Source organism: Cupriavidus sp. 05T41 (genome assembly GCF_056396525.1).
In genome coordinates this window covers 1-23,629 of the sequence record NZ_JBFTLQ010000004.1, presented here as the reverse complement: position 1 = coordinate 23,629, position 23,629 = coordinate 1, and the positions used below count along the sequence as shown (strand labels likewise).

General features: G+C 69.5%; 22 protein-coding genes. 13 read left to right on the top strand and 9 right to left on the bottom strand.

Annotation, left to right across the window (positions count from 1 at the left end; translation table 11 throughout):
• Window positions 1-361 precede the first annotated feature (361 nt).
• The 4 genes from AC1DKV_RS03130 to AC1DKV_RS03115 are packed head-to-tail and all read left to right on the top strand — an operon-like array spanning window position 362 to window position 4,032.
• Window positions 362-1,141 (top strand): GntR family transcriptional regulator, encoded by a 780-nt coding sequence (locus AC1DKV_RS03130; protein ID WP_441617156.1) that lies wholly within the window; start codon window positions 362-364, stop codon window positions 1,139-1,141.
• A gap of 52 nt (window positions 1,142-1,193) precedes the next feature.
• Entirely contained in the window at window positions 1,194-2,216 is a 1,023-nt protein-coding gene (locus AC1DKV_RS03125; protein ID WP_441617154.1) for a tripartite tricarboxylate transporter substrate binding protein, read from the top strand.
• Entirely contained in the window at window positions 2,213-3,520 is a 1,308-nt protein-coding gene (locus tag AC1DKV_RS03120; protein WP_441617152.1) for a 3-isopropylmalate dehydratase large subunit, read from the top strand. Before AC1DKV_RS03125 ends, AC1DKV_RS03120 begins: the two co-directional genes overlap by 4 nt.
• Window positions 3,517-4,032, top strand: a complete 516-nt coding sequence (locus tag AC1DKV_RS03115) for a LeuD/DmdB family oxidoreductase small subunit (protein WP_441617150.1) — start codon at window positions 3,517-3,519, stop codon at window positions 4,030-4,032. Before AC1DKV_RS03120 ends, AC1DKV_RS03115 begins: the two co-directional genes overlap by 4 nt.
• Window positions 4,033-4,071: 39 nt before the next feature.
• Here the strand turns inward: AC1DKV_RS03115 and AC1DKV_RS03110 are convergent, their stop codons facing one another.
• Window positions 4,072-4,767, bottom strand: a complete 696-nt coding sequence (locus tag AC1DKV_RS03110; protein WP_441617373.1) for a phosphoribosyltransferase — start codon at window positions 4,765-4,767, stop codon at window positions 4,072-4,074.
• Window positions 4,768-5,176: 409 nt separating this feature from the next.
• On the opposite strand from AC1DKV_RS03110, the gene AC1DKV_RS03105 reads away from it, so the two are divergent.
• Window positions 5,177-5,356, top strand: coding sequence for a hypothetical protein (locus AC1DKV_RS03105; RefSeq protein ID WP_441617148.1), 180 nt, complete (start codon window positions 5,177-5,179; stop codon window positions 5,354-5,356).
• A 178-nt stretch (window positions 5,357-5,534) separates the two neighbouring features.
• On the opposite strand, the gene AC1DKV_RS03100 is transcribed toward AC1DKV_RS03105, so the two are convergent.
• The 3 genes from AC1DKV_RS03100 to AC1DKV_RS03090 form a co-directional block, all read right to left on the bottom strand.
• Window positions 5,535-5,711, bottom strand: a complete 177-nt coding sequence (locus AC1DKV_RS03100; protein WP_441617146.1) for a CsbD family protein — start codon at window positions 5,709-5,711, stop codon at window positions 5,535-5,537.
• Window positions 5,712-6,127: 416 nt separating this feature from the next.
• Window positions 6,128-7,789, bottom strand: coding sequence for an EAL domain-containing protein (locus AC1DKV_RS03095; protein ID WP_441617371.1), 1,662 nt, complete (start codon window positions 7,787-7,789; stop codon window positions 6,128-6,130).
• Window positions 7,789-9,876 carry an ATP-binding protein gene (locus AC1DKV_RS03090; protein ID WP_441617144.1) on the bottom strand — a complete coding sequence of 696 codons (2,088 nt, stop codon included), beginning with the start codon at window positions 9,874-9,876 and terminating at the stop codon, window positions 7,789-7,791. The genes AC1DKV_RS03095 and AC1DKV_RS03090 overlap by 1 nt, the downstream gene beginning before the upstream one ends.
• A gap of 445 nt (window positions 9,877-10,321) precedes the next feature.
• On the opposite strand from AC1DKV_RS03090, the gene AC1DKV_RS03085 reads away from it, so the two are divergent.
• Both AC1DKV_RS03085 and AC1DKV_RS03080 read left to right on the top strand, forming a co-directional pair.
• On the top strand, window positions 10,322-10,924 hold the full coding sequence (locus tag AC1DKV_RS03085) for a response regulator (protein ID WP_441617142.1): 603 nt from the start codon (window positions 10,322-10,324) through the stop codon (window positions 10,922-10,924).
• Between the two features lie 132 nt (window positions 10,925-11,056).
• Window positions 11,057-11,500: a nucleoside deaminase gene (locus tag AC1DKV_RS03080; protein ID WP_441617141.1), complete on the top strand. Its 444-nt coding sequence runs from the start codon at window positions 11,057-11,059 to the stop codon at window positions 11,498-11,500.
• A 378-nt stretch (window positions 11,501-11,878) separates the two neighbouring features.
• Here the strand turns inward: AC1DKV_RS03080 and cynS are convergent, their stop codons facing one another.
• Both cynS and AC1DKV_RS03070 read right to left on the bottom strand, forming a co-directional pair.
• Window positions 11,879-12,322 carry a cyanase gene (gene cynS, locus AC1DKV_RS03075; RefSeq protein WP_441617139.1) on the bottom strand — a complete coding sequence of 148 codons (444 nt, stop codon included), beginning with the start codon at window positions 12,320-12,322 and terminating at the stop codon, window positions 11,879-11,881.
• 30 nt (window positions 12,323-12,352) lie between these two features.
• Window positions 12,353-12,478 (bottom strand): hypothetical protein, encoded by a 126-nt coding sequence (locus tag AC1DKV_RS03070; protein WP_441617137.1) that lies wholly within the window; start codon window positions 12,476-12,478, stop codon window positions 12,353-12,355.
• A 683-nt stretch (window positions 12,479-13,161) separates the two neighbouring features.
• Between AC1DKV_RS03070 and AC1DKV_RS03065 the strand changes: the two genes are divergently transcribed.
• The 6 genes from AC1DKV_RS03065 to AC1DKV_RS03040 all read left to right on the top strand — a co-directional run bounded on the left by AC1DKV_RS03065 (window position 13,162) and on the right by AC1DKV_RS03040 (window position 19,736).
• Window positions 13,162-13,494: a hypothetical protein gene (locus AC1DKV_RS03065; RefSeq protein WP_441617135.1), complete on the top strand. Its 333-nt coding sequence runs from the start codon at window positions 13,162-13,164 to the stop codon at window positions 13,492-13,494.
• Window positions 13,495-13,723: 229 nt separating this feature from the next.
• Complete coding sequence (locus AC1DKV_RS03060; RefSeq protein ID WP_441617133.1) at window positions 13,724-15,148, top strand: mannose-1-phosphate guanylyltransferase/mannose-6-phosphate isomerase; 1,425 nt, start codon at window positions 13,724-13,726, stop codon at window positions 15,146-15,148.
• Entirely contained in the window at window positions 15,135-16,343 is a 1,209-nt protein-coding gene (gene gmd / locus AC1DKV_RS03055; RefSeq protein ID WP_441617131.1) for a GDP-mannose 4,6-dehydratase, read from the top strand. The genes AC1DKV_RS03060 and gmd overlap by 14 nt, the downstream gene beginning before the upstream one ends.
• Complete coding sequence (locus AC1DKV_RS03050) at window positions 16,336-17,355, top strand: GDP-L-fucose synthase family protein (protein WP_441617129.1); 1,020 nt, start codon at window positions 16,336-16,338, stop codon at window positions 17,353-17,355. Before gmd ends, AC1DKV_RS03050 begins: the two co-directional genes overlap by 8 nt.
• Before the next feature lies 1 nt (window position 17,356).
• Complete coding sequence (locus AC1DKV_RS03045; RefSeq protein WP_441617127.1) at window positions 17,357-18,421, top strand: glycosyltransferase; 1,065 nt, start codon at window positions 17,357-17,359, stop codon at window positions 18,419-18,421.
• 43 nt (window positions 18,422-18,464) lie between these two features.
• Window positions 18,465-19,736 carry a glycosyltransferase WbuB gene (locus AC1DKV_RS03040; RefSeq protein WP_441617125.1) on the top strand — a complete coding sequence of 424 codons (1,272 nt, stop codon included), beginning with the start codon at window positions 18,465-18,467 and terminating at the stop codon, window positions 19,734-19,736.
• Window positions 19,737-19,781: 45 nt separating this feature from the next.
• On the opposite strand, the gene AC1DKV_RS03035 is transcribed toward AC1DKV_RS03040, so the two are convergent.
• From AC1DKV_RS03035 to AC1DKV_RS03025, 3 genes are all read right to left on the bottom strand, one after another.
• A complete protein-coding gene (locus tag AC1DKV_RS03035; protein WP_441617123.1) occupies window positions 19,782-20,978 on the bottom strand; it encodes a glycosyltransferase in 1,197 nt (398 codons plus the stop codon).
• Between the two features lie 67 nt (window positions 20,979-21,045).
• Window positions 21,046-22,386 (bottom strand): hypothetical protein, encoded by a 1,341-nt coding sequence (locus AC1DKV_RS03030; RefSeq protein ID WP_441617121.1) that lies wholly within the window; start codon window positions 22,384-22,386, stop codon window positions 21,046-21,048.
• Window positions 22,380-23,552, bottom strand: a complete 1,173-nt coding sequence (locus tag AC1DKV_RS03025; protein ID WP_441617119.1) for a glycosyltransferase family 4 protein — start codon at window positions 23,550-23,552, stop codon at window positions 22,380-22,382. The genes AC1DKV_RS03030 and AC1DKV_RS03025 overlap by 7 nt, the downstream gene beginning before the upstream one ends.
• Between the last annotated feature and the right edge of the window lie 77 nt (window positions 23,553-23,629).

Genomic DNA, 23,629 nt, shown 5'->3' with positions numbered 1-23,629 from the left:
CGCAATAACCCCTGCCGATCAGGCCTTTAAGGCAGGTCGCAAGGGAAAACCCCCGGCAGCGGCCGCTGTATCGCAACTGAAACAGGCCTCCCGGCCGGTGCACTGGTCGCCGCATGCAGCCGATCCGGGCCTGTGGGTGAAGACCGGCAGCACGTGAAGAGGTGCGCTTCGATGGCCTTGCGGTTACCAGACAATACCTCCGTCAATTAGGGCTCAGGCTTCATATGCGGTGCGTGCGCGCAACGATCCGGGGCCAGGCGGGCGTGTAATAAGGCACAACTAGAGACATAACTAGGCTCTATGTCTGATTTAAAGTACATTAAGCCTATTAGAGACTTGTCACCCGCACGCAAGGGAAACCATGAGTGAAGCCGTCGTTCCCCTGTATCACCAGATTTACGTGGTACTACGCCAACAGATCGTCGAAGGGCGGTTCGGCCAGGGCCCCTTGCCCGGCGAAATCGACCTTGCCAAGCAGTTCCACGCATCGCGCGTGACCATGCGCCGCGTGTTCGACCGCCTCGTGCAGGAGGGCCTGGTGCGCCGCCACCGCGGCCTCGGCACGTTCGTCAATCCGCACCCGATCAAGCCTGTCACGCTAGGCGATCGCCCGGGCAGCCTGCTCGACAACATCATCGACATGGGGCAGAAGACCTCGGTCAAGGTGATTTCGATCGATGACGTCCACGCCACCCCGGAAGTGGCCGAGGCACTTGGCCTGCAGCCTGGCGACCCGGTCGTCAAGGTGGTGCGCGTGCGTCACTACGCCAGCCGCCCGCTGTCGCATATCACCGCCTACCTGCCGGCCGAACTGGGCCGCGGCCTGAACCGCAAGGACCTCGAAACCACGCCGATGCTGCGCCTGCTGCAGGGCTCGGGCGTGCAGCTGGGCCGCGCCAGCCAGACGCTGTCGGCCCGCCTGGCCGACGTGGTGGTGGCACCGCTGCTGGACGTGCCGGTGGGCGGCGCCCTGCTGGCAGTGCGCCGCGTGGTGCTGGACAAGGGTGGGCGCCCGGTGCAGTTCCTGCTCGGCCAGTACCGGCCGGACCGCTACGAATATCGCATGGAGCTGTCTCCGGCCGGCGGCGACAGCGCCAACGTCTGGGTGGAGAACGAGGCACGCACGGGGCTGCGCGAATAGGCCGGGACGGGCGATACTGCGCACTCCAGAGCTTTCCCTGAAGGAATCCGCGATGCCAGCTCCCTCCATGGTCCGACCTCCGTTCCCGCGCCTTGACCGTCCGCCGCGACGCACCGCCCTGCTCGCGCTGCTGGGTGCGCTCGCCAGCCTTGCGCTGGCGGGACCCGCGCCGGCAGCCCAGATTGCCGGCGGCAAGCCCATCCGCATCCTGGTGGGCGCACCGGCGGGCGGCACCACCGACACGCTGGCGCGCACCATCGCCCAGGAGATGGCGCGCGAGCTGGAGCAGAGCGTGGTGGTGGAAAACCGCCCGGGAGCCGGCGGCAATATCGCCGCCGACCTGGTTGCCAAGAGCGCGCCGGACGGTACCACCTTGCTGATGAGCTTCACCAGCCACACCATCAACGCCACGCTGTACAAGAAGCTGCCCTTCGACCCGATCCAGGATTTCACCCCGATCACGCTGGTCGCAAGCGTGCCGAGCGTGCTGGTGGCGACGCCCGCCCTGCCCGCCAACAACATCCCCGAACTGATCCGGCTGGCCAGGAGCAAGCCCGGCAAGCTGAACTTCGCCATCGGCTCGGTCGGCTCGTCGGTGCACCTGGCCGGCGACATGTTCAAGATGATGACGGGCACCTATATCGTCAACATTCCCTACAAGGGCACCGCGCCGGCCATCACCGACCTGCTGGCCGGGCAGGTCGACCTGATGTTCGCCAGCACCTTCAACGTGTTGCCCCACGTCAAGAGCGGCAAGCTCAAGGTGCTGGGCGTGACCAGTTCCGCGCCGCTGCCGCAGTTTCCGGGCGCGGCGCCCATCGGCAACACGGTGAAGGGTTTCGAATCGTCCGCCTGGTTCGGCCTGTTCGGCCCGGCCGCGCTGCCGCCGGACGTCCTGCAGGCGCTCTACCAGGCCGCCCACAAGGGCCTGGAATCGCCCTCGGTGCGCAAGCGCCTGGAAACGGACGGCGCGCAACCGGTGGGCAATCCGCCGCAGGCTTTCGCGGCCTTCGTGCGCGATGACATCAAGCGCTGGGCCAAGGTGGTCAAGTACTCGGGAGCCACCCCGGAATGAAGCCGCTCGCCGGGGCGCCCCACGTACCGGCCACGCTCGCCCAGAAGCTGGTGGCCCGGGCCGCCGGACTGGACACGGTCGCGCCGGGCTCGGTGGTGACCTGCCAGGTGGACCTGGCCATGTCGCACGACTCCAGCGGGCCGCGCCGCGTGGCGCCGCTGCTGCGCGAACTGGGCGCCAAGATATGGGATCCCGAGCGCTATGTGGTGGTGACCGACCACTATGTGCCCGCGGCCGATCCCGAGGCCGAGGCCATCGTCCGCTTCACCCGCGACTGGGTGCGCGAGGCGCGCCTGCCTCACTTCATCGACGGCAAGGGCATCTGCCACGTGGTGCTGCCGGAGCATGGCCATGTGCTGCCGGGGCGCTTTATCGTCGGGGGCGACAGCCACAGCCCTACGGGCGGCGCCTTCGGTGCCTATATGTTCGGTATCGGCGCCACCGAGATGGCGGGCGTGCTGGCCACCGGCGAAATCTGGCTGCGCGTGCCGCACACCATCCGCCTGCAGTGGGACGGCAGGCTGGCCACGGGGGTTTGCGCCAAGGACATCATGCTGTTCCTGTGCGGCCGGATGGGCCTGGGCGGCGGTCGCTACGAGGCCATCGAATACGCTGGCGAGGCGGTCGCCGCGCTGCCCATGCAGGAGCGCATGACGCTGTCCAACATGAGCGCCGAACTGGGCGCGCAGACCGGCCTGATCGCGCCGGATGCCACTACCGTGGCGTGGCTGGCCGAGGCCGGCGTGCCGGCCGCCACCCTCGACGCCATTGCCCTTGCGCACTGGCGCACCGACCCCGGCGCCGCGCTGCTGGAAAGCCACCGCTTCGACGCCGGCGCGCTGGCGCCGCAGGTGGCCGCGCCCCATTCGCCGGCCAACACCGGACCGGTCGGCGAGGTTGCCGGCCAGGCGGTGGATATCGCCTACCTCGGCGCCTGCACCGGCGCCAAGCTCGAAGACCTGCGCATGGCCGCCAGCGTGCTGCGCGGCCGGCGCGTGGCGCCGGGCGTGAGCCTGCAGCTGGCGCCCGCCTCGCTGCGCGACCAGCAGCAAGCCGAGCGGGAAGGCACGCTGGCCGCCCTGCTGGACGCCGGCGCGCACCTGCTGCCCAACGCCTGCAACGCCTGCGCCGGGTACGGCGCATCGCGCTTTCCGGCCGGCAGCCGCGCCATCGCCTCCACCGCGCGCAATTTCGCCGGTCGCATGGGCGACAGCGGCAGTGCGGTCTGGCTGGCTTCCCCGCTGACCGTCGCGGCCTCCGCCGTGGCCGGCAAGATCATCGATCCGCGCGAGATGCTGGCATGAGCCCGGTTCCCGTCCCGCCGCCGCCCGGCGGCCGCATCTGGCGCTTCGGCGACAACGTGGACACCGACCAGATGGCGCCCGGGGCCCATATGAAGGACGGCATCGAACAGATCGCGCGCCACTGCCTGGCCGGGCTGCGCCCGGAGTTTCCCGCCGGCGTGCGGCCCGGCGACCTGCTGGTGGGAGGGTGCAACTTCGGCGTGGGCTCTTCGCGCGAACAGGCGCCGCAGGCCTTGCGCCAGCTTGGCGTGGCGGCCGTGGTCGCGACCTCCTTCGCCGGGCTGTTCTATCGCAACGCCATCAACCTGGGCCTGCCGGTGCTGACCTGCGCCGATACCTCGCGGCTGGCCGATGGCGCCCAGGCCCGTCTCGACCTCGACCGTTCGGTGCTGCTGTTGCCCGACGGCAGCCGCGTGGCCTGCGATGCGATTCCCGAATTCCTGCGCGCGCTGCTTCGGGCCGGCGGGCTGGTGCCGCACCTCAAGGCAAGGCTGGCGGCGCCACCACGCTAGCGCGACGGGAACCACACCGGATCCGGTGCCGGGCCATCCTTATGCGGACCGCCCGCACGCGTCCTGGCGCAGGAGCGCAATGACTTCTTCGTCGGTGGTCTGGCGGAAATCCAGGTAGAAGGCGCCCACGGCGCCGAAGCTCGCCGGCACGTTGAGGCAGATCACATGGTCGGCCGCGGCCACCAGGCTGGCCTGCCCGTCCACCGAGGCCACCGGCACGGCCGCGACGACCGTGCGCGCCCCCGCCCCGCGCACGCCCGCCAGCGCGGCACGCATGGTGGCGCCGGTCGCCACGCCGTCGTCCACCACGATCACCGTACGCCCGGCCATGGCCGGTACCGGCGCGCCGCCGCGGTAGCGCTGCTGGCGCCGCGCGATCTCGTCGAGCTGGCGGCCGCGCTCCGCATCGAAGGCACCGCTGTCGAGCGCGCGCCGGGTCCAGGGATCGTCGTTGGCGACCGTATGCGGGGCACCGCCGGCCGCATCGCCTTCCACCACCGCGCCAAGTGCCAGTTCCGGGTAGCCGGGCGCGCCGATCTTGCGCACCAGCAGGATGTCCAGCCGGCCTTCGAGCAGGCGCGCCACTTCGAAGGCCACCGGCACGCCGCCGCGCGGCAGCGCCAGCACCAGCGGCGCCTCGCCCAGAACCGCGGCGCTGTAACCCGTCTCGGCCAGGTGCCGGCCAAGGTAGATTCCCGCCTCGCGGCGATCGGCAAAGCACGGCGGCAACGGCATGGAGCGGGGCATGGCCACTTCCTCCGGTTTCAGTGACGCAGTGGACAAGGCCAAATATAGGCCGATCGGACCGACGAATGAAGGCGGGTTTGCACACCGGCGCGCGGCGTGGCGCCCGCGAGGCGCAAAACCCGGCCATCAGCCGGATGGGCCGGGAACGGCACGGCGCGGCCTTTGCAAGGCCGGGAGGTGACGCCGGCAGCGCGGGAGGCCGTTATTGAACGCAATTCAGCAACAGTGTGTTTTGCCGGAGCCGGATTTTCTTTCGGCCGGATTTGGCTACCATGGCCCGTACCGATGGCAGCCACATGAGCACGTTGCCGTTTCAACGGCGTTGCCGCCCCCGATAAGGACGGCACGCATGCATGACCCCCGCTTACGTGTCATGCGAACCCAAGCGAGAACCATCATGAGTACGCATCACAAACCCGCCCTCGAAACCCAGCGCCCTGACGGCGCGACGGAGGCGAACAGCCTGGGCCTGGATATCCCCTTCGGTTCGCTCGACGCAGCCGCGCTTGCCGAACTGCCCTACACGTTCCGCCCGGCCGGCACCTGCACGCGCTACTACAACGAGTGGTTCAGCTGAGCAGGGCGCCGGCCCGCTCGGGCCAGACTGCAGGAACAAAGACAGACGCCGCGCAACGGCCCCTGCCGGGATGGCAGGAGCAGCTTGCGCGGCGTCTGGTCTTTTGCGTCTGAGCTTTTTAGCGGCAGCTTGTTTCATCGGCGCGGGCCAGGCCCTGCCTGGCCGCGCGCCCGGCGTGTCAGCGGGTCCGCTTGGCGTCCTGGCGGGCATCGCCATACGCGGCCTGCGTCTTGCCGGCGATCTGCTGCGCCTTGCCCTTGATCTCGGTGCTGGCGCTGCCAGTGACCTTGCCGGCCACTTCCTTCACCTTGCCCTTGGCTTCCTCGATACGGCCCTTCACCTGGTCCTTGTTCATGATGTGCTCCGGTTAGCGACGGTACAGGATGAACCGCCTTCTTGCCGCAGGCCCGTGGTCACCCGCCGGGCCGGCGCCGCGCCCATCGGCATGAGCGGGAAGGCGCTGGAACCAGCTTAGGCGGGCGCCGTGCCCGCGCCTGTCCGGCGTCGGCTGGAAGGCATGTAGGACGCACGCCTACTTGCGGGCCGCTCCGGCGGCGCGGCCGGTGGCGGCAAGGACGGGAGCAATGAAAGCCGGAGAGGTGAAGACGCCGGCAATGGCGGCGCGGGAAAGCGAAAAGAGCGCCTCGCGTCGGGCACGAGGCGCTGGCCGGCAAGGGGATGTCCGGCAGGGAGGCGCATAGCCCGACGGGGAAGCAAGGCTATGCCCGGCATTCTATATCATTTTTATCATTTTAAAATAGGAAGATGATTTCATATTTGCACGTCGACATGGTTGTCGCGTGCCGGCTCGTGCGGCCCGTGGATCGGCCATGACGACGGCGCCGGCGTCGGCGCCGGTTCGAGCCGCGAAGGCAGCCACTCGCGCAACCCGGCCAGGGTCATCGGGCGCGCGAAATGATATCCCTGCCCCAGGCGCACGCCCTTGTCCGCCAGCAGCGCGCGCTGCTGTTCGCACTCGATGCCTTCGGCCACCACGGCAATATCCAGCGCGTGAGCAAAGCTGAGCGTGGCATCGACGATCTGCCCGCTGACCCTGTCGCCGGGCTCGGCCTGCACGAAGAGGCGGTCGAGCTTGAGGAAATCCACCTCGAACTGCTTGAAGTACGCCAGGCCGCAGTAGCCGGTGCCGAAGTCATCCACGGCGAGCTTGATGCCGCGTGCCTTGGCGCGCTGGATGGCGCTGCGCTGGTGTTCGACCAGCGCGACCGCATCGCGCTCGGTGATCTCCAGCACAGGCGTCACGTTGGCCTGCAACAGCGCAAGCAGCGGGGAGTCTTCTGCCCAGAAGCCGGCGGCGTCGAAATGCTCGGCGGTGATGTTGAAGGCGATATGGAAGGCCGGCGGCAATGCCAGCGATTCGAAGTCGCACCGCACCTGCGGGATCAGGCCCTGCGTGAGCGCCACCGCAAGGCGCTGCTGCTCGATGGCCGGGATGAAGTGCTCGGGCTCGAGCAGGCCGCGGCGCGGATGCTGCCAGCGCGCCAGCACTTCCACTCCCGTGCACAAGCCGCTTTCGAGATCGACCACCGGCTGGTAGTAGGGTATGAACTCGCCATGGCGCAGGCCGCGCTGCAGCTCAGCCGCGAACGAGCGACGCGCGGCGCGGCGCGACCGCAGCGCACACGCGACCAGCGCGGCCAGCGCGGCGGCAAGCGGCGGCAACACCAGGTATTTGAGGCACTCATGCAAGATCACGGCGCGCGGCGCGCTGGCGATCACGGCAATCGGATGCCCCGCCAGCTGGCGCACGTCGACGATCCCGCGCGTGCCGTGCCACAGCGTGTCGCGCGGGACCAGGGTGGGCGCGCCGGCCGCTTCGCCGCCGGCCACGGCCACGGCCACGGCGCCGAGCATGAAGCGCGTGCCGGCAACCTCGATGCCAATGTCGGGAAATCCCAGCCTGCCGGCCGACTGCACCATGTCGGCCAGGTAGCGCCCGTCCACCCACACCAGCACGCCGTTGCCGGGCGTGGTGCCGAGGAATACCGCCAGTGCCGTGGCCTTGCCGGGCCCGGCCGTGGCCAGCCGGTACTGCAGGCCGGGGCGCCAGGCCAGCAGATCGTCCAGCGGCAGCGCAATCTCCCCGCGCACCGCCGAGCAGTAGCGCATGCCGTGCGCCACCAGCACCACGTCGCGCACATAGGCGGTGTAGGCGCCCTGCTCGTGCAGCTGGCGTGCCACCGCCCGGCACGGTGCGCCCACCAGTGTACGGTCCCGGTAGGCGATGCCGAGCGTGTCCGCCAGCGCCAGCTCCATGTTGTCGCGCAGCGCCGAGGAGATTCTCTCCACGCGTGCGCGCGCGTCGTGCACGGCGAGCAGCAGGATCAGGCCCAGCGCCAGGCTGGCAGCGAGCAACGCCGCCAGCAGCGGCAGCGCCTCGCCACGGGCCGGCCGCGCCCCCAGGCAGCGCATCACGCGGCCGCCGGCAGGCTGAATGTCACCACGGTGCCCTTGCCGATCTCGCTGCTCAGCGTGATCTGCCCCTGGTGCACCGCCACGATCTCGCGCACGATCGCCAGCCCGAGGCCATTGCCCTTGGTGGCGCCGCGGCGGTTGGCGCGGTAAAAATTCTCGAACGCCATGCCTGCTTCTTCCTTCGTCATGCCGATACCCTGATCCTCTACGCGCACCGATACCTTGTCGTGCTCCTGCGGCGCCCACACGCTGATGGTGACCTCGTCCCTGCCGTCAGAATACTTGAGCGCGTTCTCCACCAGATTGCGCACGGCCTGCGTCAATTGCGCACGGTCGGCCAGCACGTACAAGGGCGCGTGCTCCGCGCGCACGCGCAGCCTGCCCTCCGCGGCGAAGTCGCCGGCCACGGTGTCGCGCACGAGCGCGGCCATGTCGACGCGCTGGCGCTCGTGCGCGCCGCTGCTGCGCGCCTCGATGCGGGCCAGGTCGAGCATGTCGGAGAGCAGGTCGTTGAGCTGGCGCGCGCGCGCGTGGATGGCGTGGTAGATGCCGGCGCGCCGCTCGGGCGGCACCGCGTTCGCGCCGAGCAGCTCGGCATAGCCGGCGATGCCTGCCACGGGCGACTTGAGCTCGTGCGCGGCGGCCGAGACGAAATGCGACTTCATGCGGTCGTGGCGCAGCCGCGAGGTGACGTCGCGCAGCACCAGCACCAGCCCGCCGCCGCTGGCCGCATGCACGATGCGCACTTCATAGGCCGGCGACACCGCCATGTCGAACTCGACGATGCCGGCGAACTCCGCACCGGCCTCGGCCCGGTCCAGCTCGGCCAGCAACTGCCCGGGCCCGCAGGCCTGGCGCGCAGGTTGCCGGCCGCGGTAGAGCCAGTGGACGAACTCGCGCTGCGTGGCGCCGCGCAGGCGCGGCAGCGCTACGCCGAGCAGTTCGCACAGCGCGGTGTTGGTTTCGTCGATCACGCGGTCGGGACCGAACACGGCCACGCCGTCCGGCATGGCGAGAAACAGGCCGCGCAGATGCTGCTTCTTCTCGGCGAGGATGTCGCGCACCACGCGCTCGCGGTCGGCCAGCGCGGCCAGTTCGCGCAAGGCAGCGAACTGGCGTACCTGGAAGAACAGCACCAGCACCGTCACCAGCGCGGCGATGGCGATGGCCGCGCGCAGGCGCTCGTGGTAGCTGGCCAGGGCCGCGCTGCTGCCGACGCCTGCCAGCAGCGCCAGGTTGCGCCCCGGCAGGCGCTGGATGGCGTAGATGCACGTGCCGGCATCGCGCGCGCCATTCCCGGCCACGGCCTCGCGCATGCCGTCGGCACAGTGGCAGGTGACGATGCCGCCGTGCCCGCCGGCCAGCGCCCCGCGCAGCGCGGAGCCGGGCAGCAGCACCTGGCCCGGCTGGCGGCCCTGCTCGCTCCAGCGCGCACGCACCACGTAGTCGTCGGTGCCGGCCAGCAGGACGGTGCCGGATGCGCCCAGCCCCGCGCGCGCGTAGAAATCCGACAGGCGGCCCGGGTCGAGCGAGACCACCACTGCGCCAAGGAAGCGCCCGCTGGCCGGGTCCACGATGCCTTTCGACAGTTGCATCGACCAGCGCCCGCTCATGTGCCCGGCCACCGGTATGCCCACGTAGAGCATGGGCCGCGCGCGCTTTTCGTGCAGGCTGACGTATTGGCGGTCGCCGAGCTCCGGCGAAGCGAAGCCGGCGCTGGTGGAGGCGCGCAGGGTGCCGGCGCGGTCCAGCACGGATACCTCGAGAAATGGCTCGACCACCAGGTAGCCGCTGCGCATCCACTGCGCCAGCGGCAATGCGGGCCCGCGTTCGGCCACGGCACCGCCAACCAGCGATGCGAGCTGGTCCGCTTCGGACAGCGTGCCTTCGGCGTGTTCGCCAAGCAAGGCGGCAACGCGTGCCAGTCCGGCATGGACATGGCGCAGCTCGGTGGCGCGGTCCCATAGCGCCCAGCCCGCCAGTGCGCACCAGATCCCGACGACGATGACAACGCCTGACCAGAACGGATGTCTCGCGGAACGATGCGCGCCTGCCAGTGCCTGTCGGTAGATTTCCAGGCTCATGGGAAAGCTACCAAGAAACGAGAATATTGTTCGTCACAGCCGTGAATCCCAGCCTTCGATACGCGCGTGCGCCGGATAACCGGTACCGGCCCGCGCCAATCCCATGACCCTGCGCACCGATCCGCGCGTGCTTGCGGCCCGCGCGCTCCCCGGTGCTGCCGCCCTTGGTCCTGCGGGCAGTCTCCTTGCGGCAAAGCTTCACAGTATGATCCATCCGGATGCGACGGCAAACGTGCCCCGGCATTGCGCGACAGGTCATGCGCCGCCGCCATGCCGATGCGCCGTGCAGCATATCGGCCGGGATATTAGTGATGCCTTATCATCGTTGCGCGTTTTTCTGGCATTAAGTTGCGCTTTCGCAGCTTTTCGAAGAATAATGAAAAAAATACGACATGCAACGCCGCAGATTCGCCCCCGGGTGTCCTGCGAGTGGTGAAGAGGCTCTATGACCGATCTGCGTTTTTATTCCACCAGGACCGCTGCCGAGATGCTTGGCGTTTCGCTGCGCACGGTCCAGTTGTGGGTCGAGAACGGCCGGCTGCCCGCCTGGAAGACCGACGGCGGACATCGCCGCATCCCGGCCGACGCGGTGGACCGCATGGTGGCGGAACAACGCCACCAGTCCGCGCCCGCGAGCCCGGCGGCCGCGCCGCCCGCAAGGCCATTTCGCGTGCTGCTGGTGGAAGATGACGAACACCTGCTGCAGATCTATCGCATGGCGCTCGATGCGCTCGATCCCCGGGTCGAGATCCTCGAAGCCACCAATGGCTACGACGGCCTGCTGCTGATCGGCAGCAGCAAACCCGACCTGGTCGTGCTGGACCTGATCATGCCCGGCATCGACGGCTTCCGCCTGTGCCGCACCATCGATGCGCAGCAGGAATTCGCCACCACCCGCATTGCCGTGGTCACCTCGCTGGACAAGCACGCGATCGCCGACCGCGGTGGCATCCCGCCGCATATCCGGGTGTTCTCCAAGCCGATCCCGATGTCGGTGCTGCAGTCGCTGGTGGTGACCCTGCAGGTCAGCCCTGGCGCGCCGGCGTAGGGCAGGCGCCGGCACAATTCAGCGCGGGTATTGTATATCGTTTTTTTCATATGTCATCTGAAATGTATTTCACATTTGCGCGTGCCATGGCCGGCGGCCGGCATCGTCCGCCCGGCCTCCAGGAGCTAGCCCATGTCCGCCCATGAACGATATCTGGCCGAAGCAGTGCGCCTGGCGCAGGCCAACCGGGCGCGCGGCGGCAGGCCGTTCGGCGCGCTGCTGGCGCTGGACGGCGTGGTGATCGCCACCGGCGTCAACGACATCGTGCACAGCCACGACCCCACCACCCATGCGGAAATGGAAGCCATCCGCGCGGCCTGCCGCAAGCTGGGCCGGCCAGGCCTGCAGGGGGCGGTGGTCTACGCCAGCGGCCATCCGTGCCCGATGTGCCTGGCCGCGTTGACGATGACGGGCGTTGCCGAGGTCTATTACGCCTTCGACAATGCCGATGCCGCGCCGTACGGGCTGTCGAGCGAGGCCAGCTACGCAGCGCTGCGGCTGTCGCTGGCACCGCCCCCGCTGCCGCTGACGCGGCTGCACGTGGGCATCACGGCGGCCGAGCTGTACGGGGCCTGAAGCGGGGCCTGAAGCGGGCTCCGAGCGCGGCGCGCAGCGCTCCCGAAACCAGGGGCGTACCCGTTTCTGCGTGCGTGTCCGGGGCCATTGCGTACCCGTTTCTGCGTGGCATTCCTGGGGCATGCATTTAGCCCCGCAGGCGTGATCTGCCGCCTCGCGCGAGCGAAGTCCGGGGCGATATCACCGCGCAGACAGCGCCGCCAAGCCTGCGGGCAGGCCCGACCGGCAAGGAACACCGGCTCGCCACCGTCGATGGCCCCTGGAACCTGGCCCTGGCCCTGCCCCGGCCTCCGCTCCATCTCCCGGCCGGGCCAGGAGCGTACCCGTTTCTGCGGCGTACCCGTTTCTGCGCGAAAGGCGCGGTCGCTGGCCACGCGCTCAGTAGGTCTTGTAGGGCAGGAACTTGCCGGACATCTCGATGCGCACGCGGTCGCCGTTCGGGTCGGACTCGCGCTGGAGGTCCATGCGGAAATCGATGGCGCTCATGATGCCGTCGCCGAATTCCTCGTGGATCAGCGCCTTGAAGGTGCTGCCGTATACGCTGATCAGCTCGTAGAAACGGTAGACCAGCGGGTCGGTCGGCACGGCCGTCGGCAAGGAGCCCTTGTACGGCACGGTGCGCAGCCAGGGCTCGGCCCCGGGCGGCAGGCCGAAGATCTCCATCACCGCCTGCGCGCCCTGCGCGTCGAAGGCCATCTGGCCCAGGCAGGCGGCGGTCGTCCACTCTTTGCTCTTGCCGACCTTCTCGGCCACGTCGGCCCAGCGAATGCCCTTGGTGACCTTGGCTTCGATGATCAGGTCGGTTACGTCGCTACGGTTCATGTCGTGCCCCTCGTGTTGTGTTGGATGGCGTCAGGGCAGCCCGCCCGGCCCGGCGCTGGCGGCAATGCGGGCGCTGTCGTAGCGCGCAAGCGCGGCGAACGAGGTGGCACCCGGCACCAGGGCCTGCAGCACCAGTACGACAAGGAGGATAGGCATTGGCGTTCTCCCGTGACGAATCGCGAAGCGCAAGGTTCATGCCATTCGGCGGCACGGCGCGCAAGGCGCCGGCGCACTGCCGCAGGGAACGACGACGGCAGGCGCGCACCCGCCGCCCGCCGTTGCGCCCTCAAGCGGTGCAGCACGGCCGGCACGGATGGCGAAAGGCAGCGCGCAGGCGCCGCCGCACGCGCAAAACTTTGCGCGAATTATTTCCGATGTAACGCCACATTACGCCGGTGCGCCTGTTTTTGCCCGCCTTGCAGCTGGCGGACGAGGTGCACTGCAATGCCCGCGCGCCCAATGCCGGCAAGGCCTGGCAACCTCCGTCAGGACGCGCGCCGGAGCGTGTCGCGCGCAGCGCCCGGGGCCGCGCAAATGTGAACTCGGCTTACAACTGCAAGCACACCGGCGCCAGGCCGCTGGCTACAGTGGAGCCATGTTCAACGCGAAGCCAGTCACGGAGTCCCCAAACATGAAACGCGCCATTTCCCTGGTTGTCCTGCTCTCCACCGCGGCGGCGCTGCTGTCCGCCTGCATCGTGGTGCCGCCGCGCGGCGGCCCGCCGCCCTACCGCTACCACGACCGCTATTAAGCGGCATTAGGCGCCCCGCAAGGCCGCCTCCAGGCAACGCTGTACCGGCACTACGCCACCGTCTGAACCGCATCACCGGAGCTGAACCATGAAACGCCAACTGCTGCTCGCCCTCTCCACTCTCGCTGCCGGCGCCGCCCTTGGCATCATCTCGCCGGCCCAGGCCCAGGCCTATCCCCCGGGCTACCACGGCGCGCCGCCCCAGGTACGCTCCGCGCCGCCGCCGCCGCGCTACGAGCCGCGCCCGGCAGCCCGGCCAGGCCAGGCCTGGATGCCCGGCCACTGGGTCGCCAGCGGCGACCGCTACGACTGGCGGGGCGGCTACTGGGGGCATGCCCGCCCGGGCCAGCGTTATGTGCCCGAGCGCTGGGTACAGGGTCCGCGCGGCTGGGTGATGCGGCCCGGCTACTGGGCCCGCTGACAGGCAGTCGCGCCGACGCGCGCGTAGCACCACACGTCCCCGCCGCGGCGGGGACGATGCATTTCTCCCCGCCCCCTCCGCCCCCTCCGCTGCACCGGCGCCGCCAGGCCGCCAGCGTGTGTGTGCTAGCAAACAGTCCCTCCCACGGGTGCGGCATACAGTTTCCTCACTACGCGTCACGCGGCCCGCCCCGCGCGCCAGGCCTCGTGCTGCGTGAAGGAGCTGTACCATGCCTGACGACAACCGGATCGTACCCGTCATCCTCTGCGGCGGCGCGGGCTCACGACTGTGGCCGCTTTCCCGCGACGGCTATCCCAAGCAATTCCTGCGTCTGCTGGGGCGCGACTCGCTGCTGCAGGACACCCTGCTGCGCCTGCGCGAGATCCCCGGTGCCCAGGCGCCCATCCTGGTCAGCAACGAAGCGCACCGCTTCGTGGTGGCAGAGCAGGCGCGCGAAGCCGGCTGCGAGCTGTCCGCCATCATGCTCGAGCCGCACCCGCGCAACACCGCGCCGGCCACGGCCGTGGCCGCACTGCATGCCCGCGGCGACGGCACCGATCCGGTACTGCTGGTACTGCCCTCGGACCATCTGATCCGCGACCGCGCCGCCTTCGCCAGGACCGTATGCGCGGCCAGCTCGGTGGCCGCCGCCGGCGTGGTGGTCACGCTGGGCGTGGTGCCCACCTTCCCCGCCACCGGCTATGGCTACATCAAGGCCATCCCCAGCAATGCCGCGGCGCTGCTCTCGGTCACGCGCTTCGTCGAGAAGCCTTCGCTGGAAGTCGCCACGGCCTACCTGCAGGAAGGCAACTGTTTCTGGAACAGCGGCATCTTCCTGTTCCGCGCCTCGGCCTATCTCGCCGCACTGGAAGCGTTCGCGCCGGACATCCTGCTGGCCGCGCAAGAGGCCATGGTGCGCGGTCACCGCGACCTGGACTTCTTCCGCCTCGACACCGATTCGTTCGCCGCCTGCCGCTCGGACTCCATCGACTATGCCGTGATGGAGCACGTGCGCGACGCGCAGATGGCGCCGCTGTCGGCCGACTGGAGCGATGTCGGCTCCTGGGACGCGGTATGGAAGGCCGCCGAGAAGACGGCCGATGGCAACGTGGCGATCGGCGACGTGGTCACCCACCACGCGCGGGGCTGCCTGGTACACGCCTCGCACCGCCTGGTGACGGTGGCCGGGCTGGACGACGTGATGGTGGTGGAGACGCCGGACGTAGTGCTGGTGGTGCACAAGGACCATTGCCAGGACGTCAGGCAACTGGTGGAAATGGTGCGCAAGCAGGGCCGCCCCGAAGCGACCCAGCACCGCCAGGTGTACCGGCCATGGGGATCGTATGACGCGGTGGACCACGGCGCGCGCTACCAGGTCAAGCGCATCTCGGTCAAACCGGGTGCCAAGCTGTCGCTGCAGATGCACCACCACCGCGCCGAACACTGGGTGGTGGTATCGGGCACGGCGCGGGTGCGGCGCGGCGACGTGGAGTACCTGCTGACCGAAGACCAGTCCACCTACATCCCGATCGGCGAGACGCACAGCCTCGAAAACCCCGGCAGGATCCCGCTCGAGCTGATCGAGATCCAGTCCGGTTCCTACCTCGGCGAAGACGACATCATCCGGATGGCAGACATCTATGGGCGTACATGAACTCGAACCCCTCGGCCGGCTCACCGCGGGCGAGTTGCGGCCCGATGCCGGCAGCGTAGCGCCGCAGCGCACGCGGCGCGCGCTGATCACCGGCATCACCGGCCAGGACGGCGCCTACCTGTGCGAGCTGCTGCTGGCCAAGGGCTACGAAGTGCACGGCATCAAGCGCCGCAGCTCGCTGTTCAACACCGAGCGCATCGACCATCTCTACCAGGATCCGCAGGCGCCCAGGCGCAGCCTGATCCTGCACCACGGCGACATGACCGACACCGCCAGCCTGGTGCGCGTGGTGCAGCAGTCGCAGCCCGACGAGATCTACAACCTCGCCGCGCAGAGCCACGTGCAGGTGTCGTTCGAAGAGCCCGAATACACGGCGAACACCGATGCGCTGGGTACGCTGCGCCTGCTCGAGGCGGTGCGCATCCTCGGGCTGGAAAAGCAGGCGCGCTTCTACCAGGCTTCGACCTCCGAGCTGTACGGCCTGGTGCGGGCGATCCCGCAGAATGAAGCCACGCCGTTCTATCCGCGCAGCCCCTACGCAGCCGCCAAGCTTTACGCCTACTGGATCACGGTGAACTACCGCGAGGCCTACGGCATGTATGCCTGCAACGGCATCCTGTTCAACCATGAAAGCCCGGTGCGCGGCGAGACCTTCGTCACGCGCAAGATCACGCGCGCCATCGCGCGCATCGCGCTGGGCCTGCAGGACACGCTCTATCTCGGCAACCTGTCCGCGCTGCGCGACTGGGGCCATGCGCGCGACTATGTGGAAATGCAGTGGCTGATGCTGCAGCAGGCCAGGCCCGAGGACTATGTGATCGCCAGCGGCGAGCAGCACAGCGTGCGCGAGTTCGTGCAGCGCGCGGCGGCCGAGCTTGGCATCGCGGTGCGCTTCGAGGGCGAAGGCACCGGCGAGACCGGCGTGGTCGCGGGCATCGACAGCAGCGCGGGCCCGGTGGCGGCGCGCTGCAAGGTGGGCGACGTGATCGTGCGCGTGGATCCGCGCTACTTCCGCCCGACCGAAGTCGAGACATTGCTCGGCGACGCCAGCAAGGCGCGCGAGCAGCTCGGCTGGGCGCCGAGCACCAGCTTTTCCGCGCTGGTGCGCGAGATGGTGGAGGCCGACTTCGCCGCCGCGCGCCGCGATGCCTTCGTCAAGCTGGCGGGCTTCCGGGCCTACGACCATCATGAATGACCTCGACGGCGCTCAGCGCAGCCCCGCGTCGCCGCGCCGCGTCTTCGTGGCGGGACACCGCGGCATGGTCGGCTCGGCCATCGTGCGCGCATTGCAGGCGCGCGGACAAGCCGAGATCATCACGCGCGCGCATGCCGGGCTCGACCTGGCCGATCAGCAGCAGGTACGCCACTTCTTCGCCACCGAGGCGATCGACGAAATCTACCTGGCAGCCGCCCGGGTCGGCGGCATTCATGCCAACCACACCTATCCAGCCGAGTTCATCCGGCAGAACCTGATGATCGCGACCAACGTCATCCACGAAGCCTGGCGCGCGGGCGTGACACGGCTGCTGTTCCTCGGCTCGAGCTGCATCTACCCGAAATTCGCACCGCAGCCCATCGGCGAAGCCGCGCTGCTGACCGGTCCCCTCGAGCCCACCAACGCGCCCTACGCGCTGGCCAAGATCGCCGGCATCGCGCTGTGCGAGAGCTACAACCGCCAGTACGGCACCGACTACCGCTGCGTGATGCCGACCAACCTGTACGGTCCCGGCGACAACTACCACCCTGACAACAGCCACGTGATACCGGGCCTGCTGCGGCGCTTCCACGAGGCCGGCATGGCGCACGCGCAGTGCGTGCCGGTGTGGGGCAGCGGCGCGCCGTTGCGCGAGTTCCTCTACGCCGACGACCTCGCCGCGGCCTGCCTGCACGTGATGGCCCTGCCGCCGCACGCATACCGCCAGACGGCGCCGGCCGGCTTCCTCAACGTGGGCAGCAGCGAGGAAGTGAGCATCCGCGAGCTGGCGGGACTGGTGGCGCAGACCGTGGGCTTTCGCGGCGACATCGTCTTCGACAGCCGCAAGCCCGACGGCACGCCGCGCAAGCGGCTCGACTGCACGGCGCTCGGCGCCACCGGCTGGCAGCCGGCCGTGGCACTGCGCGACGGCCTGCGGCTGGCTTACCTGGATGCACTGAAAAGCGGATGCCTGGCGCATGGCAGCGCCCCGGCACAACGCATGGAGGCCTGACATGAAGCCGTTGTTTCGCAATCTCGGCAAGCCGGCCCGCCCGCACACCGGCGCGGTGGCCACGCCTGCGGCCGCACCCGCCGGCAGCCTGTGGCCGGGGCAGATCGTCTTCCCCGCCGGGGCCGCGGGCGCCGGCCTGTGGCGGCGCTGCGTGCAGCAGGTACGCGCCATCGCGCTCAGTCCCGGCGCGCTGGTGATCCTGGCCGGCCAGACCCGGCTGGAAAACTGGACCATGCTGCTGGCCAGCATGGCGATGCAGCGGCGCCGCGCCGCCTTCTTCCACGGCGCGGCCTTCGCCGCCATGCCAGGGCCCCTGGGCGCGTTTGCCGATGCGATACTGCTGCGCCATTGCCACGGCGTGTTCGTCGGTACCGACCGCGGCTGCGCGCGCGCCATCGCCGCCGACGTGCCGCCGCGCAATATCTTTGCGTGTCGCCCGCCGGCGGTGCTGCCGGAGGACTTCGATGCCGCCGCCGAACTGCGCGCGCGCGCCGAGCAGGCGCCATCGCAGCACGCGCCGCACTATCTCCATGTGGGCACCCTCGACGATGACGCCGGCCTGGGGCTGCTGCTGCGCGCCTTCGCGGCGACACGCCGGCAATGGCCAGCCGCCACGCTGTCGCTGGTCGGCACGGGACACGGCTATGGCCGCTTGCGGGCCGCGGCAGACACGCTGCGGCTAGGCACTTCCGTGCGCTTCCTGGGCACCATGGCGCCGCCCGATATTGCCGTCGAATACCGCAAGGCGAGCTGCCTGGTGCTGCCCCACGCATGCCAGCGCTGGCACCCGCTGGTCCGCGAGGCATTGAGCTACGGCTGCCCGGTGGTGGTGAGCGTAAACAATGACGACGCCGGCGAGCTGCTGCGCGACGGCGTCACCGGCCTCTACTTCAAGCCCGGCGATGCGGGCTCGCTGGCCAGCCGCCTGGCGCAGGTGCCGGTGCACTTCGGCGATGCCGCGGCCACCGGCGCGCGCTGCCAGGCGGCCGCGCTGGCGCACTCGGCCGGCGACGCGGGCCGCGCCATCGCCGCCGGCTGCGTGCGGATCATGGCCGCGACGGGCTGAGCGCCCGCCGCCATCGCCTCGGCGCCACCGGAGCTGTGCGCTCATGAAGATACTGATGTACTGCCTCAACTACGCGCCCGAGCTGACCGGCATCGGCAAGTACACCTGCGAGCAGGCGGAGTGGCTGGCCGCGCGCGGCCACGAGGTGCGCGTCATCACCGCGCCGCCGTACTACCCCGCCTGGCGCGTGGGGGATGGCTACCGCGCGTGGCAGTACCGCCGCGAGCGCCGCCACTGGGTAGAGCTCTGGCGTGCCCCGCTGTGGGTGCCGTGCCGCCCCGGCGGCATCACGCGGCTGCTGCACCTGGCCAGCTTCGCCGTGTCGAGCCTGCCCGCCCTGATGCTGCAATTGCGCTGGCGCCCGGACGTGCTGTTCGTGGTGGAGCCGCCGCTGATGTGCGCGCCGGCCGCGCTGCTGTTCGCGCGCTGGAGCGGCTGCCGCAGCTGGCTCCATGTGCAGGACTACGAGGTCGATGCCGCCTTCGCGCTGGGGCTGCTGCGCCAGCCATGGCTACGCCGCCTGGCGCAGCGCGTGGAGCAGCGGCTGATGGCGCGCTTCGACCGGGTCTCGTCGATCTCCCAGGCCATGGTCTCGCTCGCGCGCGACAAGGGCGCCGGGGCCCGCCGCGCGGCGTTGCTGCCCAACTGGGTCAACCTGCGCGAGATCGGGGCCGGCAGCATCGCCAGCGCCACGCTGGCGCGCCGCGCGCTCGATGTGCCCGCCGATGCCGTGCTGGCCCTCTACTCCGGCAATATGGGCGCCAAGCAGGGACTCGAGATCATGGCCGAAGCGGCGCGCCTGCTGAAGGACCACGACAGGCTGCATTTCATCTTCTGCGGCGACGGCGCCGGACGCGCCGCGCTGCAAGACGCATGCGCCGGGCTGCCGCGCGTGCGCTTCCTGCCCTTGCAGCCCGCCGAGATGTTTGCCTCGCTGCTGGCGGCCGCCGACATCCACCTGCTGCCGCAGCGCGCCGGTGCCGCCGACCTGGTGATGCCGTCTAAGCTGACTGGCATGCTGGCCAGCGCGCGGCCCGTGGTCGCTACCGCGGCGCCCGGCACAGAGCTTGGCCGCGTGGTCGCGCAGTGTGGCGTGCTGGTGCCTCCCGGCGATGCAGCGGCCCTGGCCGGCGCCATCGATTCACTGGCGGCCCAGCCTGCCTTGCGCGCGCATCTGGGCGCCGCCGGCCGCCGCTGGGCGGAGCGGCACCTGGATCGCGAGATGGTGCTGGGCGCGCTGGAAAACGCGCTGTTCGCCCTGGCCAGGCCGCAGCCCGAGGGGACTGCCGCAACCGCCGGCCTGGGCGGGGAATAGCACGGAACGCGCGCGGCCCGCGGCGGGCGCGCATGGGGGGCGCGTTCAGGCATCGACCGATTCGCGCCCTTCCACCGACACCGCGGCCAGCACGCCCTGGTAAATGCTCTCGTACTGATCGAGCGCCTTGTCCGCCGAGAAGAGCTTCGCCCAGGCAATGGAGCGCGCGGCAATCTCGGCACGCCGCTGGGCGGGCCAGGCGAGCATGCCGGCCAGTACGTGCGCCGCGCGCTGCGCCCAGCCTTCCATGTCGCCCTCCGCCAGCGGCTCCACCAGCTGCACCAGGCCGCCGCCGATCTCCGTCATGGGTGCGCGGTTGGTGGTCAGCACCGGCGCACCGCAGGCCATGGCTTCGATGATGGGCCAGCCAAAGCCCTCCTCGAGGCTGGGGAACAGCATCACCGCGGCCAGCGAGTAAGCCGCCTGCACGGCTTCCGTCGGCAAGCCGGTGAGGAAGCGCACGCTGCCACCAAGCCCTGCGGCGCGCGCGGCTTCGGCGCGCATCTCCGCGGTAGGATCGCCGCCGATCATCCACAAGGCGAGCGGAGATGTCCGGCATTTCCGGCAATAGGCAAGGTAGAGCGCGAGCACGCCCTCGCGGTTCTTGTACCACTGGTTGCCGCCGATATGCACCAGCATGCCTTGCGCGTCGGCCGCCACGCCCGCGCGTTGCAGGCACGCCAGGGCCTGCGTGGTGCCGACCCGCCGGAACGGATAGTTCATGCCGTTGTACACCACCCAGGCCGCTTCGGGCGGACAGGGATGCAGCCGCCGCAGGTCGCGCATGGTCTTGTTGGAGACCGTGACGAAGGCCTTGGCCTGGGTCAGGCCCCAGCGGATCAATTGCTGGTAGGTGCGCCCGCTGCGCGACAGGCCATGCTCGGGAAACTCTCCCGCAAGCGTGCGCAGGGCAATGAAATCGTGGCAATGCACCACGTGCGGGCGGTTGCGCAGCAACGGCATCCAGATCCCGAGCGCATGGTCGGCCAGCACCAGGAGCACATCCTTGTCCACCCGGCGCAGGCGCCACAGCGCCACCATCGGGAACAGGATGTACTGGTCGATATAGCCCAGCCACTTGGACAGGCCTTCGCGCGCGGGCAGGCGGCACATCACGGCCGCCGGCCTCCACAGTTCGGCCTGGTGGCCGCGCGCGCGCATGCCTTCCACGATCATCGCGGCGAAGCGGTCCATGCTGTGACTGCCGAAGAAGGAAGGGTGACCCAACAGGATGATTTTCATGGAGGTGCGATGGTGTGCGACGTGGCCGCCGCTGATTGATCTTGATTTGCCTGCGCTGCTTTCGGCCTCATCCGGTGCGCGAGAGGTGGTCGGTCGCCTGCCGCGTGACGGCCAGCGTGATGCCGGCGAATACGAAGCCGAGCGCGTTGGCCGTCATCTGGCCGACCAGCGGCCATGCGGTCAGCCCGAAGATGGCGATGGTCCACATCAGGATGAGAAAGGTGTCGCCGGTGCGCCTGGCCACGCGGATGGCGCAGCGCATGCCGTTGAACAGGATGAGCACCTTCAGTGCGAGGCTGAGATAGCCGACCAGCCCCATCTCGCCGATGACGCGTCCGGTCTCGGTCTCGCTGATGATGAACAGCAGGCCAGTCTGCAGGAAATAGTTGGCGAGATTGCTGCCCAGCCCCAGCCCGCTGCCCAGCAGGCTCTGCTCGAGGGACACATCGTTGACGCCGAAGAACATCGATTCCAGGCGCGAGCCCAGGTCCTCCTGCTCGGCGGCAGAGCTGAAGCGCTCGAGGGTCGCATCCACGGCCGAACTGACGAATACCAGGATCACCATGCTCATGAGAATGGAGACCACGCCCCACGCCATGGCCGCGCCGCGGCGCTTGCCCTTGCCGAAGACCAGGTTTGACAGCAACGCCACCCCGAAGATGATCGGGAGCAGCAGCACGGCCGCGCGCGACCCACTGACCAGCGAGGCAAGGAAGAGGCAACCCACGATCACCAGCCCGCGCAGCTTGCCCCACACGCCGGGCTTGGGCGCGCCGAACACCGCGCCCAGCGCGATGGGACTGATGATCGCCAGGAACACGGTATAGCCCATGGTGAAGGAGAAGGTGCCCGTGGTCCGCACCACGTCGCCGGTGACGCGGAAGACCAGGTCGGGATCCCCTTCGATCTGCCGGTTCAGGAAGTGGTCGGGCGGCAGGAAATGCTGCACCAGGGCCAGCGGCGTCATGATGAGCAGCATGCCGATCGACACCTTGTAGATCGCGACGAGATCCTGGTCCTCCAGCAGTTCGGCGGCGGCGTAGGCGAACCACAGATAGAGCAGCCAGAAGCGCAGCCCGACCAGGAAGATGGGCCATGAGTTGAGGCCGGCGACAAGCTGAAGCATTCCCCAGAAGCACACCAGGGCCGACCACCACAGCAGCAACCGCACGGTGCGGCGTGCCGGCGTGAATCCCGCATGGCGCATGGCGTGATAGAGGCCGTAGATCACCAGCAGGTCGCGCAACAGGATCAGCGGCGTGGTCAGGGAGTCCGACACCCACTTGCGCGCCGCGCCTTCGAGCACGGCGGTCACGAACACCAGGATGAAGACACGGCCGAATACCGAGACATGCTTGCGCGCGGCTGCCGGCCTCGGAACGCGGAGGGCGATGCGTTGTGTCAGCATAGCGCGGCCACCGTTTCCGCCGCGGTGTGGCGGTACCTCTTCCAGGTGAACGTGCTGCCCGCCGCGGCGGCATGCACCCTGGCTTGCGCCAGCAGATCCCGGTGGTTCGCCAGTTCCAGCATGCGCTCGTACAGGGGCTCCTGGCCGACCGGAACGACCCAGCCGGAACCCGGGAACTGCTCGATGATCTCCTTGGCCCCGACCCGATCGGTCACCAGCGCGGGCGTGCCGCACGCCAGCGCCTCCGCGACCACCATGCCGAAGGAGTCGAAGCGCGACGGCAGCACGAAGCAATCCGCGTCGGCGAACACCTGGAACAGCGCGCCCTGCGGCAGCGAGCCCAGGCAGGTCACGCCCGGTGTCTGCGCGATGGCCGCGCCGAGTTCCGCATCATCGATGCCGCCGACCATCACCAGCTCCGCGTCCGCATGGATGCGGCGCAGCCTGGCGAAAGCCTGCAGCAGCAGATCGACAGCCTTGCGCCTGGTCACGCCGCCGGCAAACACGAAGCGCAAGGCGCCATCCGCACGGCGGCGCACGACGTCGCCCGGCAGGCTGGCACCCAGCAGGATCGGGCGCAGCTTGCCCGCCGGCACGCCCGCATCGACATAGGACTGCGCGGCAAAGGCCGAACAGGTGATGATCACATCGGCCAGTTCGATCTCGCGGTCCTTGTTCGCATTGATCTGCTGCAGATAGGCCGTATCCAGGGTTGGCAGCATCTGCTCGGCCGCGCGATGGTGCACGGAAGGCGCCTCCAGCACGCAGCGCGCGCCGATGCGCCTGGCCGCCGCGAAGGTCTTGCCGGCGGAGTTTTCGTAGGCCACCACCACATCGGGCCTGATCGCCCGGACGTGCGACGCCACCCACTGGTCGAACAGGTGGAATATCCGGTGGGCATAGGCTGACGAAGAGCGGCCTGTGTAGAGCTTGAGCCCGACCTTCAGCACGCCGGCAAAGAGGACCGGGTGGCGACGCAATGCGCGCGGTATGTCCACCTCCCGCATCTTGGCGCCGTACCTGGCAGGCAGCCACCAGGGCGCCGCCTCGCCCGGCGCGCGCACCGGCACGCCGGACCAGTATTGCTTGAGCATGTCGCGCTCGTACAGGGCCTGCGCCATCTGGTGCGAGTGCTGCAGGCCGGGATGGGTGACCAGGGCCTTCATGCTTCGCTCCCGCGCGGCGCGGCGGCGAGCCGCGCGTTGCCGTGCGCCGGCGCGGGGCCGGCGCCGGGCGGCCGGCC